9 protein-coding genes are annotated in these 14267 nt (G+C 66.5%); 5 read left to right on the top strand and 4 right to left on the bottom strand.

Going from position 1 to position 14267, the window contains the following annotated elements:
* Positions 1–38 precede the first annotated feature (38 nt).
* Together SINAC_RS19740 and SINAC_RS38060 are read right to left on the bottom strand one after the other, a co-directional pair.
* The gene (locus SINAC_RS19740) at positions 39–1730 is read right to left on the bottom strand and encodes a hypothetical protein (RefSeq protein ID WP_015247367.1); all 1692 of its coding nucleotides are present in this window, start codon (positions 1728–1730) and stop codon (positions 39–41) included.
* Between the two features lie 107 nt (positions 1731–1837).
* Complete coding sequence (locus SINAC_RS38060; RefSeq protein WP_015247366.1) at positions 1838–5266, bottom strand: protein kinase domain-containing protein; 3429 nt, start codon at positions 5264–5266, stop codon at positions 1838–1840.
* 314 nt (positions 5267–5580) lie between these two features.
* On the opposite strand from SINAC_RS38060, the gene SINAC_RS39985 reads away from it, so the two are divergent.
* The 5 genes from SINAC_RS39985 (at position 5581) to SINAC_RS19710 (ending at position 10724) form a co-directional block, all read left to right on the top strand.
* The gene (locus SINAC_RS39985) at positions 5581–6303 is read left to right on the top strand and encodes a DUF2334 domain-containing protein (protein WP_015247365.1); all 723 of its coding nucleotides are present in this window, start codon (positions 5581–5583) and stop codon (positions 6301–6303) included.
* The gene (locus SINAC_RS39980) at positions 6300–6938 is read left to right on the top strand and encodes a class I SAM-dependent methyltransferase (RefSeq protein WP_015247364.1); all 639 of its coding nucleotides are present in this window, start codon (positions 6300–6302) and stop codon (positions 6936–6938) included. The genes SINAC_RS39985 and SINAC_RS39980 overlap by 4 nt, the downstream gene beginning before the upstream one ends.
* Positions 6935–8587, top strand: coding sequence for a glycosyltransferase (locus SINAC_RS38050; protein WP_015247363.1), 1653 nt, complete (start codon positions 6935–6937; stop codon positions 8585–8587). The genes SINAC_RS39980 and SINAC_RS38050 overlap by 4 nt, the downstream gene beginning before the upstream one ends.
* A 626-nt stretch (positions 8588–9213) precedes the next feature.
* On the top strand, positions 9214–10077 hold the full coding sequence (locus SINAC_RS19715) for a 5'-methylthioadenosine/S-adenosylhomocysteine nucleosidase family protein (protein ID WP_015247362.1): 864 nt from the start codon (positions 9214–9216) through the stop codon (positions 10075–10077).
* Positions 10074–10724, top strand: a complete 651-nt coding sequence (locus SINAC_RS19710) for a hypothetical protein (RefSeq protein WP_015247361.1) — start codon at positions 10074–10076, stop codon at positions 10722–10724. The genes SINAC_RS19715 and SINAC_RS19710 overlap by 4 nt, the downstream gene beginning before the upstream one ends.
* 371 nt (positions 10725–11095) lie before the next feature.
* On the opposite strand, the gene SINAC_RS19705 is transcribed toward SINAC_RS19710, so the two are convergent.
* Both SINAC_RS19705 and SINAC_RS19700 read right to left on the bottom strand, forming a co-directional pair.
* On the bottom strand, positions 11096–12247 hold the full coding sequence (locus tag SINAC_RS19705; protein ID WP_015247360.1) for a hypothetical protein: 1152 nt from the start codon (positions 12245–12247) through the stop codon (positions 11096–11098).
* Positions 12244–14226: a cysteine peptidase family C39 domain-containing protein gene (locus SINAC_RS19700; protein WP_015247359.1), complete on the bottom strand. Its 1983-nt coding sequence runs from the start codon at positions 14224–14226 to the stop codon at positions 12244–12246. The genes SINAC_RS19705 and SINAC_RS19700 overlap by 4 nt, the downstream gene beginning before the upstream one ends.
* Positions 14227–14267 lie beyond the last annotated feature (41 nt).

Genomic DNA, 14267 nt, shown 5'->3' with positions numbered 1-14267 from the left:
ATCGCTTGCGACCACGGTTCCTACGCACATGCCAACGGTCAGGGGCTTTCTTCTGGGGAATGCTCCCCCACACCGCGGTGAGGATCCGTGCGACCGATCCCCGCCAGCCGCCGTCGTTGGCGTCTGACCCAGAACCAGCCGACGATCAGCGCCGAGGCCGACGCGGCCAAGACCGATTGCACCCCCCGCTCGATCAGGGCATCCAGCTCTTCACCCGCTGAGAGCCCCGCTTGAGAGGGTCCCTCCAGTGAAAGCGTCGACCCAGCGACGGCCGTCGCGCCGACGTCCGGAGACACCCCCTCGTCCTCGTCCGGCCACTGTATCCTCGTCGCGGTCGGGATGATGGGGCATCGCCCTTCGAGCCGCTCCTCACCCAGATCCGCCGCGCGGTCGGAGAAAATCGGCCCGCAAGCGTCTCGGCTACGTTCGAACGCCTCGTCCAGGCCGAGGACGAAGACCGACGACGGCGGTAAGGCCGAGGACATGGCCGGCTCCGCCTGCTCATCCGAGGGGTCGCGTTCATGGGCCGGCTCCGCCCGAGAATCCGAAGGCACGGTCCAGAGCGTCCCGACCAAGGCAAGTGAGGAATCCTCGAGAGCGATCAACTCAGCCATCTGCTCGAGGCCGATCGAGACGCCCTGAGTCGGCAATCCAAGGTCACTCAAGACGATGTCCAGGGGGATCTCCCCGGCCGTGATCGACGCAGTGGGAACCGGCGCATCGAGGTTGCCCAAGGGGACCGACTCATCGGAGTGGCCCAAGGAGAACGGCTCCTCAGGGCTGCCCAAAGGGAAGAGCTCATCGGGGTTGCCGACCGAACTCCGAAGTTCGTCGCTCCAGGAGGCTAGCCCTCGCGTAAGGACAGGGCCACTCCCGCCGACAACCACGGAGGACATCCCGTCCACGCTCCCCCATCCGTTATCCTGAGACTCCCGGATCATGGCCATCATCAAGTTGAAGATCGACGCGAGGCCGTTGGAGGCGGTTCCGTCAGGCCGAGGCCCCATCGGCGCTGATGCATTCTCTCTATACTTCATTGAATTCAAATAAATATTATCAATATTACTCAAGACAAATTCGCCAAGAGTGATCAGAAAAGGGGGCGCCGCGGATGCGTTGGAAGTGGATCCGCCGCCACCCGTGAGCGCACTGAGTTGGCCGATGGCGGCGGAGACCCAGGCTCCGATCTGGCTTCCCGCGACCGTCCCGTTGAAGCCGGCGACCATCGGCGGCAATGCGACGCCGGCCTTCTGCGCCGCGACGGCCGCCGCGACCCCCATAGGGATCACTTCGGGGGGAATATCCGCGAGGGGTGAGCCGATCGCCGACGCGGTGTTGTCGAGCAGCACCGAGATCGGGACACCGGCTTGATACGCCTGGCCCAGGACGGCCATCGCCCCCGCCAGGCCGGTGAGCGACTCCGAGGCGAGGGGGAGGAGGCTCGAATAAATCTTCACAAAGTCATCGACATAGGGGGATTTCAGCATTCCGGTGCGGCTGGCTGCGAGGATCGCGTCGGCCGACACGTCGACGCCGGCCCTCTGCGCCGTCCAAATCGCCGCCACAATATTGACGAGCGCGGGTTCGACTTTCGCCTGGTTCAAGTCCATCGCCGCCAATCCGCCCGAGAGAGCCGTGCGAGCCTCGAGCCGTTCAACTTCGAGACGGCGAGCCGGTCGAGATCGACGGGCCAAGGCATCGGGGCGATCCATCCGGGGCGTGACGAACATGATGGAATTCCTGAATACTCCACACTTATTTCGTCAAAATCATTTGCTTAAACACAAATTCAATCGTCGACTGAAGCGTTCCGAGACAAGGGTCTGTTTGCGCGGGGTCACGGGGGGGACAAGCCGTATTCCGCGGCGGATTGAGCATAGCCGGGGAGCCGCCGGATGATTGTCAGGGTCCGATCGGTCTGGACGACGTCGCGCCAGAAAGCGGCCCGCTGATCCGGGGCGGTGTAGCGCAGGGCTTGGCCGAGGAACAGTAAGGCGCGATCCTGATCGTGGCGTACCGTCGTGATGTCGCCCGTGGCGAGTTCGGCCGCCTGGGCCTGGATGCGTGCGGCGTTGTAGAGCATCCGGGGCTCAGGCTCGCCGCAACGGACGGACTCCTCGGCGTCGGCCGCGGCTTCGCGAAACTGGCCGAGAGCGATCCGGGCGGCCCCTCGGCCGCCGTAGGCCTCGCCGCTCGAGGGATCGAGCCGGATCGCCTCCGCGAAGTCGCGCCGGGCCAGTTGGGCGGCCCCGGAGACGAGGTAGGCCCAGCCGCGCCGGCAATACAGGCTCGACACGCCCGGTCGCACCGAGATGGCCACGGTGTAATCCTCGATCGCGGAGGCGAAGTCATTTCGCTTGAGCTTGGCCGCCCCGCGCAGCTCGAGCAGCTCGGGCAACGGACGGCCCGAACGTAAGTAGTCATCGCACGCGTCGATCACCTGGTCGTAGCGTTTCAGCTCCAGGAGCGCCGTGAGCCGCAGACGACGTGCTTCGGCATCGGTCGGATGGATGGAGAGGGCCATCTCGCACGCGTCGAGGGCCTCCGCAGTGCGTTTCTCCAGCAGCAGGGCGTATCCCCGCTTGGCATGGTCCCTCGCCAGCTCCGGACTGCCCGGCAAGCCGCGCCGGATGGCTTCGTCGAGGTCGCGCAGGGCGGCAGCGAGCGCGGCGGGAGTGGGGTGGGGACGCTCCAGGTTCCAGAGGGCCCGCGTCCGGCGGAGTGCGGCCGAGTCCGGCTTCCGGGCGATCGCCAGGTCGAGTTGTTCCAGGGCGAGGTCGAGCTTCTGCTGCCCCCGGTAGACCTGGGCGAGCGTGACGTAGGCACTGTACTGGTGCGGGCTGAGTTCGATCGCCTCCTGGAGGTCGACGGCGGCGTCCTCCCATCGCTGGGCCCGGAAACGAATGAGCGCGCGATTGGCCAGTAAGGCGTAGCGGAATCGGCCGGCCGGGTCGCGCTGGAGGGCGTCGCGAAAGTCAGCCTCGGCGGATTCGAATTCGGCGGCGGCCTCCGCCTGCGCCGAGGGCGAGGCCAGGGCCGTCGCCGCCATCTGGCCCGATGCGAAGCCGCGGAGCAGGTAGAGCCAGGGCAGGTCCGGGTGGGCCTGGAGGCAGCCGGTCAGGTAGGCCTTGGCCTCGGCAGGGCGTGCAGGGCGGGCGTTCAGGTCGCAGATCGCCAGCAAGCAATGGGCCCAGAAATGGCTGGGTTGGTCCCGCAAAACGCTCTGGAAGTGTCGCCGGGCCTGCGTCATCAGGCCGCGTTTGAAGGACTCCAACCCGCTGAGGAAATGGTCGAACGACCCGTCCAGTTGAATCCGGCCGGCGGCGTCGTGCTCTTGCCTCGCCCCCTCGGCGTCGCCGGCCCGCTCCAGGCAGACCGCCCGCCGCAGGTGATAGGCGTGGGTAGGCCGCCAGCGCAATGCGCCCACCCGGTCCAGGATGCGGATGGCCTCGCGGGCCTGCCGCTCGGCCGATTCCCCGGGCCTCGGCTGGGCTGTGGCCTCGGCCAGGACCATCAGCATCTCGTAGCACCCCAGGATCACCTCATCCCGCTCCCGTTCCGTCAGCCAGGGGGGCAACGGGGCCGGAGTCCAGCCGTCGCCTCGGGTGCCGTCGGCCGCGACGATTCCCAGGGCGGCCAGGGCCGAGGCGCGGATCACCTGCACGTCGCCCGGCGCATCGGGGCCCGTGTGCTCGACGTCCAGGAAGAGGGTGTCATCCCGCCGCCGGATGAACTCGACGTATCGCTGCCGGGCCGACTCTCTTGATTCTCGGTCAGCCCGGCGGTGGCTGGCTTGCTCGAGGAGGTCCGTGGCCCGGTCGCGCAAGTCGGCCAGTTGGGGCTCTGTCCCAACCTTCGCCAGCAGTTCATGCAGAGACGCCTCGTCCGCGACCTGGGAGCGGCCGTCCAGCAGATGGTTGCTAACCTGGATCAAGGTTCGCTCGCCTTCGGCCCTCCGGGAGGCGTTGCGCTCGGCCCGCTCCCGCTGCCGGAGCTGGGCGACGGCATGAGAGCGCAGTCCGACCCCCGACAGGATCGACCCGATCAGCAGGGCGACGGCCATGAGGCTGGAGGTCGTCGGCCGTCGCCGGGCCCACTTCAGCCCCCGCTCCCAGAGGGGGGTCCTCCGGGCCCGGATCGGCCGGTTCGCGAGGTAGCGATCCAGGTCGTCCGCCAACGCCTCAGCGCTGGGATAGCGACGATGGGGCGGCTTGGCCAGGCACTTCAGGCAGATCGTCTCCAGGTCGCGCGGGACCTGGAACTGGAGCTGAGATGGAGGCACCGGCTCCTGCTCGAGGACCTGGATGACGGTCTCCATCGGCGTCGTCCCTTTGAACGGCGGCCGGCCGGTGAGCATCTCGTAGAGGATCGCTCCCAGGGCATAGACGTCGGCCGCGGGGCCCACGTCCTTGGCCTCCCCTCGGGCCTGCTCGGGAGGGATGTAGCAGGGAGAGCCCAGGACCTGTCCGGTTTCGGTGGGTCCGTCCTCCTCCAGGTGTTTGGCCAGGCCGAAATCCGTGATCTTGAGAGTACCGTCCCTGGCGAAAAGGACATTCGATGGCTTGAGGTCGCGATGCACGATGCCAGCCTGATGCGCAGCGTGTACCGCCCGGGCAAGCGTCGCGGCCATCGTCGCGGACGGCCGCCCAAGCTGCGGACAGCCGCCCAAGGAGGCGGCGAGACTGCCCCCCTCCAACAGCTCGAGCGCAACGTACGGCAGGCCCCCGACCTCACCGATGTCGTAGATCTGGATGATATTCGGATGGCGTAACTTCGCGACGACCTCCGCCTCGATCCCGAACCGTTCCCGCTCTTCGGGTCGGGCCAGGCTACCGGCCCGGATCATCTTCAGCGCGACCATGCGGTTCAATCGCCGCTGGTGGGCCCTGTAGACGACCCCCATGCCCCCGTGCCCAAGCTCCGCCAGGATTTCGTATCCGTCCACCTCGGGAAGACAAGGGGCGGAGGTTCCTCCGTCCACCAGCGCCTCCGAGCTGCCGCCCGGTCGGCGCGACGCGCGGAGTCGAGCGGCCGGGCTATCGGCTGATGGAATGTGGGTCAGCCAGGCATTAGTCGAGGGACTCTCTCGATCGAGTTCCCACCGGCCCCCCTCGGGGTGCAGGGAGCCGTCGCTGGTCAGCTCCTTGAGCCTCTCCTGGCAAAACGAGCAGCTCTCGACGTGCGCGATCAACGAGTTGAGCTCGTCCCCGTCCAACTGTTCCTCGAGAAGCCGCGTGAGTGTTCCATCACCCGGGCAGGCAATCATAGCGGTTGTCCCCCCGCGTGCACTCCCGGGACGGACCGGTGAGAATGTCCGAGCGAGACACCCTGATCGGGGGCGAGACACAGGATCCGAAGCATTTCGCTGGTGACCATCCTTGGCAGCTCGCGGGATTCCACGGTGAGTCGCTGTCAGCACCTCTTTATAGAAATACAGCGGATCCCGTCCGAATCTTACACAGTCCCCCGGCGGAATTGAACCGGGGCCGCTTGAATCGGAACAGCCCGGCCGTTATGCTTTGCAATACAAAGTGACTCTAGGGGCCGTTCAGGGGACGCGAACCGAAAGGCACAGAGGCGATGTCGGCACCGGGCGTGAGCGATATTGGTCGACGCTTCGCCGTGGTCGTCCACGACGTGGCACCGGCCTTCCTGCCGCAGCTCGCGAGGATCGCCGAGGCCCTCGCGCCGCGGGTCGGGCGGGAGCTAGCGGGCGCGGTGGTGCCCTGCTGGCATGGGCGGCCGATCGAGGGGCCTGGGGGCGGCTTCGGACGGTTCGTGGCGGGGGCGTTCGGGGAGGTCTTGCAGCACGGATACACCCACCGGCAGGACCGGCCGGGCGTGCTCTCGCTGTTCACGGGTCGTTCGGACGAGCTGGTCGGGCTGCCTCGCGAGGAGGTCCGGCGCCGGCTCGGGCTGGGCCGGGAGCTGTTGCGGCGGGCCCTGGGGGTCGTGCCCGCGGGATTCGTGCCTCCGGCCTGGCAGGTCGGGCGAGCGACGGCGGACGAACTGGGGGGGTGCGGGTTCCGCTACCTTGCGACGTTCGGCGCGATCCGGGCAGCGAATGGGCCGACGATCCCGCTGGCGACCTGGTCGTGGGACTGGGGCGTCCTGGGGCCGCTCGCGCGGGTCGGGCAGCGGTTCGGCGACGTCTATTGGCGGCTCCGACCGGCGACCCTACCCTGCGTCGTGGTACACCCGGCCGACGTAGACCGGGGCTACCTGCCGCGCGTGCTGGAGGTGGTCGACCGGCTGCTGGGGCATGGCCGGACGCCCGGCCTGCTCTCGGAGTTTTTACCGTGATCGGGCCGCTGCGGGCGGCCTTCCACCACCAACTACGCCGGCGGGCCGGGCACCTGGCCGCGCGGATCGCCCCGCACCTGCCGACGGGGGCGACGGTGCTCGACATCGGCTCGGGGACCGGCCACAACGCCGAGGCCCTGAGGACCCGGGGGGCGCGCACGTGCGCCGAGGCGGACGTGGTGGATTTCCACGTCGTCGGGGGCGGGCCCGTCCTGTTCGACGGCACCCGGCTGCCGTTTGCCGATCGCGTCTTCGATGCGTGCCTCCTCGCCTTCGTGCTGAGCTATACCGACGACCCGGCGGCCCTGCTCCGCGAGGCAGGGCGGGTCGCCTCGCGTCGCGTCCTTGTCTTGCAGTCGAGCCCTCGGGGGCGATCCGGGCGGATCGCGCTGCGACTGCGGGGCTGGATCCAGGGGCGGGTCGCATTCCGGCTCTGCGCGACCCTCCGCCTGATCCCGCCCTCGCCAACGCCGCTCCACCCACGGCGCCTGCTGTCGCGCGAGCGGGTCGGCGACCTTGCCGACGAGGCGGGGTTGAAGCTGGCGCGGGTCGTCCCCGAGCCCGGCTTGCTGGGCCTGATCAGCCGCGACCTGTTCGTCCTGGAAGGCCCGCCACCGGGGACGCAACACCCATGAAGCGGCCTCCGCCCCAGATCTCGGTGGTCATCCCCGCGAGGAACGAGGCGGCGCTGATTGCTTCGACCGTGGGGTCGGTCCTCCAGGCGCGCGACCGCTACCGCGACGGGGGGGCTGTGGAGGTCATCGTGGTCGACAACGCGAGCGACGACGGCACGGCCGACGCCCTGGTCCAGCATACCGCCGAAGACGGAGTGCTGGTGGCGACCTGCTCGCCCCGCGGCGCGGCCAGGGCGCGGAACCTCGGGGCACGGCTGGCGAGCGGTCGGACGCTGGTCTTCCTCGACGCCGACACCCGGCTACCGCCCGGGGCCCTCGTCCGGATCGCAGAGTTGGTCGACGAACAAGGATACGAGGCGGGGATCACTCGCCTCGGCGCGCTGGACGGCGGCAGGCGGGCCCGATGCTGGTGGGCCTTCTGGAACGCCGTGCGGCGGCTTCCCCTGCCGCGGGCCAAGGCAATGCCGGCCTGCATGTTCTGCACTCGAGAGGCCTTCGATGAGTTCGGGCCGTTCGACGAGCGCGTCGCCATCGGCGAGGAGTGGCCGATCCTGGCCGGGCTCTACCGCGCCCGGCCCCGCCGATTCGTCTACGATCAAGCCATCACGGCACTCAGCTCGGGGCGTCGGATGGAGCTCCAGCACTTCGGCTACACGCGGACCTTCGCCCGGTACGTCTGGGCGGTCCTGAGCTTCCGGGGCCGCGTGGATTACCCCGACCATATCCGGCACGCGCCGCGGGACTCGCCCCCCCTGCGATTGAGTGAGGGAGCGAGCCGGACCGTGCCGAGGACGACCGCCAACGGCGAAAGGTCCTGGCCGGGCTTCGGGCGGTGGCCGGCGTCGCTCGGACCCTGGCTGGGCAAGCTCCGGATGCACGCGATCGAGCCCCGCCAGGCCCCGGGCCGGCCGCCGACGATCGCAAAACGGCGACGTTGGTTCGGACCGCTGCTGATCGGGCCCGGCAACCTGTACCTGCGCCTGCTGGGGTCGGGAGTGCGGGTCCTGCCCGGGGCGGAGTGGCGGGCCAGGGAGCGTGCGTTGCATCGCGCGCTCCACGGGATCGAGCTGGAGACCGGCCCCCGGGGCTGGCTGATCCTTCCCCGATGGCCGGGGGTGGTGCTCGCCGATCACGCGCGGAGCCGGCTCAACCCGGCGCCGGCCCGATTGCGGGGCCTGGGCGCCGCAGGCCGGGCGTTGCGGGACCTGCATCGGGTCGAGATGCCGCGTACCGACGGTGGGTGCGAACGCCTGAGCCACGGCGACGCGACGCTCCGCAACGTCCTGTTCGATCCCGGGACCGGCGAGGCTCGCTGGTTCGACTTCGACACGGCCCACGACCCGGGCCTTGCCCCGGCCTGGCGCCACGGCGACGACCTGCGGGCCCTGGTCTACTCGGCCGTCGAGTCGTTCGCCGATCTGCCCGTCGCGCTGCTGCTCCGCACCGTCCGGGATGCTTATGCCGACCCGGGCCCCTGGGAGCAGCTCCGCGACCGACTGGCCCAAGGGACACTGCACCGATCGCCTCTGCACTTCGCCCAGGCATGTCCGCCCGTTGGGCGAAGGCGCGAGCTGGAATCGCTCTTGCTGCGAGGAGATTGGCCCTGCGGATCGCTCATGGGAGATGCTGATGGTCGGTCGATCGGATAACAAGCCGTCGAATCTTAGCCCCATCGGACTTCCACTGCCCGCCCACGAAGGCCGGACAAAAAGGGCCCATCGACTCCGACATGACCGTAACACCGCAGATCCCGATCGGTAGATCTTTGGAAGCCCCGAAGGGGCGACCGTCAATAGCTAGGGGCACAAGCCCCTGGGGGATTCCTCGAAGCCAGGCGACACTCTCCCCGCCGTGGCGGGGAGAGTGAAAAGATAATGAGGATATTCTCGCTTGAATCACGTCCATGGGCTTATGCCTTAGCTATTGACGGCCGCCCCTTCGGGGCTCCCAGAAATCGGCGGGATGCCCGCGACCCATCGGGAGCCGTCCGCCGCGAAGACGACGATCAAAAACGCGTATGTAGTAGGCCGGCAGCAGGCGGAGGAATCGTTTCCGGAAGAAATCTGAGAGTCAGAGCTCTGGACTCGTCGTTCTCGAGGACTTTACCACGACCAACCACGCCCGACGTGTGGAAAACCCTGCAATTTCCAAGTACAATAGACTTTAGATAGGACGGTGAGTGTGTGATGGGGATTTCCGCCGACTGGCTCCCGACGGCAGTAGTGGCGTGATACGATAACGCCATTTGGCAGTCGAGTCTGGGAGGCACGTCGGGATGTCCGAGCCAACGGAATCGCTACTACCGGGTCCGATCTGTAGCCTCCTCCTTTTCCTGGCGACCTCCGCCGAGGAAAAGGCTCTGGAGGAGGCAGCTCAAGAGTACGGAGTCGAGTTTCGAAAGGATGCAGCCCTCACGCGGCACCTCCGATTTTTTGGCCTGAGCCAGGATGCTTGGCGGTTGGGGACCATCGGTGGCGAGACAGTGGTGGCTATTGGTGCGTCGCGAGACAATGGGCGTGCTGTGATGGGGGCACACGGCCGCTTGGGGTCGGCAGCCAAGGCGGTTCGATGTTTGGCCGCAACAGGTGCGCAAGGGATTCTCCAAATCGGAATGGCGTTTGGGATCGCCCCTGGAGTCCAACAGATTGGGGATGTACTGGTGTCGGCGTTGCTGCTGCCCTACGACAACCGAGATGTGAAGCCGAACGCAGGTCGACCAGGATACGTCAATGACTACATGCACATGAATTCTGATGAGCCCCGGCCCAGCCTTCTGGAGCGATGTCGCCGAGAAAAAGAGAGGACACGATTTTCGTTCAATATTCACATTGGAGCAATGCTGTCCGGAGCAGCCCGTATCCACTGTGCTGCTTATCGTGACGAACTGCTGCATAGTGTTCCGCACGGGAACGAGGAAATCGTGGGCGGCGAGATGGAAGGCGTGGGTTTATTGGCGGCTTCGTTGAAGCCTGACGATTCGGTATGGTGCGTTGTCAAGGGGATTAGTGACTTCGCGGACGAACAACGTGACAACGTAATCAAAGAAGGTCGAAAAATTGCACCTATCAACGCGGCTCGATTCGTCCTTTCAGGACTGGTTAACGACGCGAAAATGCTGGCCGAGGGAAAGGTAGCATGAACATTCTCGACGAACTTCTGCGTTCGCCCAACGATGCCCCTCAAGACCCGGTGGTGAAATGGCTGGATGACCGCATCAAGGCCAGAGACGAGATTAGGGTCTCACTCCGAAAGGACTCGTCTGCGCTAGGCTCATCCGCACCCGAATTCATCGTTCTGCGAAAGAAGGAAGGCGTCGATCAGCCTCCTCAAATTTACGAATGGGATGACGACTTCAACACGGCGACAATCAATCTGGGCATCAAGGCAGAGAATGTCCAGCAAGAAGGTGAACGGTTTGCGCGGGTACTACGAGCCGCACTACGCAAGGTTGAGCGAAGGTATGGCGACGGATACATGAATGCGGTTTTGATCGACCTCCTTGATGAAAGCGATCTGGGCAAGGACGGCGAAATCGGGAAGATCCGAAGGCTCATCCACTCCAACTCACCTGAACGGAACGGTCAGTCATATCACGACTGTCGTGACGCGATCGCCATCGAAATCGGGGGCAGGGCTAAGGAACTCAAAGATAAATTGAAATACAATCCTGAGGAACTTAAGACGGTAATGGACTGGGCAATCGCCCAATATCTCGACGATCGCTTTTCGATCACCAACATGCGTAGATTTGGCTGGATCGATGAGAGTGGGCGTACGACCAGATGAATGTAAGAAACGGTCGGTCCACTCAACGGTAGTTTTCGCGACTTCGTGTACCTGAGCGACTGATCGACGGTTGTTAAACGGGGCCCCGTCCGGGACGATGGCGGTCGTCACACCACCTCCGCCTACCAAACGGAACCGGGCAACTATTGTGGGGCTACAGAAAGTCGATCGGTCCCAAGCCGTCAACCCTCACGGTCCTGCCTTCGGTGAGTCCGCTCATCTGGCGCGAGTCGGACTGATCGACCGACGCATCGCTCGGCGAGTAAAACGGAATCAGCCCCGGTCATTTCGGCGAAGTCTGCACCGAGATTGAGGGTACCAGGACTGCCACGATCGCTTGTCCTGTAGAGGGAAACTGCGAAGCGATCGCCTTAAGGTCGGGCGTTCGCGGTCGAGGTCCGCGCACCTCCGGTTATCAACGAAGGCCGGCGCTTGCCGATCAAGACGAGCGCGGGGAGGGCCGAGACGGCCAGAGCCCAGGCGAGAATCGGCGGCGGATTGTTCGTCGAGGCCAGACTTGGCGCTCGGCCGCCGATCAGGAACTTTCGGCCGGCTCGAATGATCTCGTCCATCATGTCGAGGCCGCCGGGGACTTGGTGGACCTTCTTGTGATCGAGGTCGTGGATCAAAGTGCCAGGCGCGGCGCGGAAGGTGAAGATGGCATCATCGACGTCGTTGACCCGGAGCAGGCCCACGGTCCGGTCAGACTCGGAGAGGACCACGTCGCGGGCAGTCTCTCCCGCAGCGGGGTTCGTCCGCGTGGTGACGACCCTGAGGATTCGCCAGGGGAGCCAGGTGCCGGGGGCAGCCTCGCGGAAATCGGAGTTCTCGTAGCGGATCCGGACCGACGGGCCGATGAACTCGCGGCGGACGATCGCAAAACCGCGCACCGGGTCGAGCCAGAGCCGGTCACGGTCGGCGATCTCAGCGACCACGCAAGGGACCCCGCCGGTCTCCTCAAGCTCGGGGCGGACCCGGCAAGCTGGGTCGGCCAGGGCCACGTGCAGGAGGGTCGACGGGTCGAGGCCGCGCGGGGTGGTCAGGTCGTCGGGCGGCCACCATCCGGTGCATTCGATGTAGAACTCGGCGCGGATTTTGGTGCTGGAGAACTCGTCAGGGACGACTTGCAGCGTCTCATAATAGCGGTTCAACACATAAAAGGCGTCGAAGGTCTTGCCGGTGAAATAGCTCCGGGTGTAGCCAATATCCTCCGACCAGTCGAGCGGCGGCGTCCGGTGGGCCATCTCGGCATAGCGCAGCGGCCCCTTGGCGGCGAGGACATGGCGGATCTCGAGCAACTGGCCCGCCGCGCTTCCTGCGCTCTTGTTGCGGGAGGTCGCCTCGACGTAAAGGCTCCGAATCCGATGCCGGACGGCGTCGACCTCGCGGCGGATCTCCTCGATCGAAGGGGCCGACTTCGGTGCGTCCCCCGCGATCGCCCACGCCGGGGCCAGAGCGAGGGCCAGGGCCGCCGCGCACAGGACCAGGGGCTTCAGGGTTGTTGAGCGGTGTGGAGCGTTCATGATTTCGGCCCCTCGGTCGATTGCGACTTCCGGCGAAGGAATCGACGGCCGGCGATGACCAGCGCCAGCACCAACACGCCAGCCAGGTTGATCATGATGAGCCAACGGCTGCCGGACGACTGAGCCCGCGTCCGCGAGGCCGCTTGCTGGGCCTGGTCGATGACGGAATCGAGCTTGGTGGCGTCGGCCGGAACGACGAACTCCACCGGATAGCCGGCCTGCAAGCCGATCTCGTTCCCCATCCGGTAGTTGTTGACGAGCGTCCCCGGCGGCGCGGTCAACTCGAAGAGGGAGTCGGGAACCAGGTCGTTGGCCTTGGACTCGAGCAGGGTCATCTCGGTCTGCGCCAGGCCCTTGCCCTTCAAGTTGGCCGGGGCATACGGCGGGGCGAACTCGAAGAACCGGCAGCGGCCCGGCAGGTAAATCCCCTCGGCGCCCGGGACCGACTTCGGTTCGTCGGCCTCGACCCGGAGCCCGACGGTTCCGTCGCTGACCTGGGCCAACTCATGGCGGCGGAGCATCAGGCCGTGGTCAAGGTCGAGCCAAAGCTTGCTCTCGACCTCAAGGCCCGCCATGGTGCCTCGTCCCGTGAGGACGACGCAGACCGAACCGTCCTCCACCGTCTCGGTCGTCGGCTTCACCTTGTACTGGAACACGCTGAAGACCCCAGGCAAGGTCATCGCGTTGCGGACTTCCCGCCCCGCCTTGGGGAACGTGGGGTCATCCGGCTCCCAACCGACGTTCTGGAGATAGCCCGACTGAAAGACCATCCTGGTCCCGTCCTTGCGGTAGTCGTGCACCTCGGAGAGCCCGCGAATCAGGCGTTTGAGGTCGAGCCCGTTGCCGTTGTAGGCCCACGCCTCCTCGGGCTGGAAGGTGATCTTTTCCGACTTCCCCGGGGCTTTCGCCGAAGCTTTCGTCTTCGCGGCGTTGTCCTCGTACGCTTTGCGGAGCCGCTCCTGGTTCTCGCGGATGGCGGGAGGCGCATTGGGATCGACCTCGGGCGGCGCGAGCGGGGCGATCGGAGCGGCCTGGCTCGGCTGGCTGACCTTGTGAAATCGCTTGGGCCCCTTGAAGGCGTCCTCGATCCGGTCGTTGCGCAGGTAGAGCTTGTTGAGGTATTTCACGAGGATCGCCGGCTCGGCCAGGGCCGTCTGCTTGGTCGCGTAGCTGACCAGAAGCGCCGTGGTCCGGGCACGCTGAGCCTCGATCTCGGCGCGGACCTCGGCGACCGTCGGCACCGGCCTTGGCTTCGGCGGATCATCGGCAGCAGCGGCGGTCCCGGCCGCCGTGACCAGGACGAGGACGAGCCCGAACCCGGCGACAACGCCTCGCCCTCGCGCGGCCGAGGCGCGGCAGGCGAGGAACAAGGCTCCCCAGGCGGCGGCCGAGAACAGGCCGGCGGCGGCCACCCCGAGCCAAGGAGGGCGGGGCCACCCCGCCGCCTGCCGGCCCCCGGCGGCGGCAAGGACGTAGCCGGTCCACTCGCGGGTGAAGTCGAGCCGAGGGGCCAACGTCAGGCTCCCGGTCGTCCCGTCGACGTAGCGGACCATCCGGTCGTTGACCGAGAGCACGACGACGTAATGCCCGCGAGGGTCGCGTGAGAACTCACTTGAGCTCTGCCGCTCCATGTGGGCCACGACGGGCATCGGCGTCCGGGCCAGGCCCTCGAGCGTCGTCTTGGCGACGACGGTGGGCAGGCCGGCCTCAGAGGTCGCAATCCGAAGGTCCTTCAACGTGCTGCCGCGATCCCCGACACCGATCCGATGGAGGAGCCATTCGTAGTCGGCCTTAATGTCCTGGAGGCCAAGAAACACATACGCGGCATTGATCCCACAGCGCTGGGCATTCCGCCATTGATCCGACCGCGTCGCGTCGTCACCCGCGACGGCGGGGGCCTGCCCTCGCGCCGAAGCTCCGTCCGCCAGAAGACCAGCCGCCAGAAGAATGAGGATTCGTACGACGCTCGCCACGGTCATGCCCTCTCGTGAAGATAATCCGATCCGACTTCGACAGGAGA

The organism is Singulisphaera acidiphila DSM 18658 (assembly GCF_000242455.2).
GTDB classification, from domain to species: Bacteria; Planctomycetota; Planctomycetia; order Isosphaerales; family Isosphaeraceae; genus Singulisphaera; species Singulisphaera acidiphila.
The sequence above is the reverse complement of the archived record's forward strand: the minus strand, read 5'-3'. Positions and strand labels throughout refer to the sequence as shown.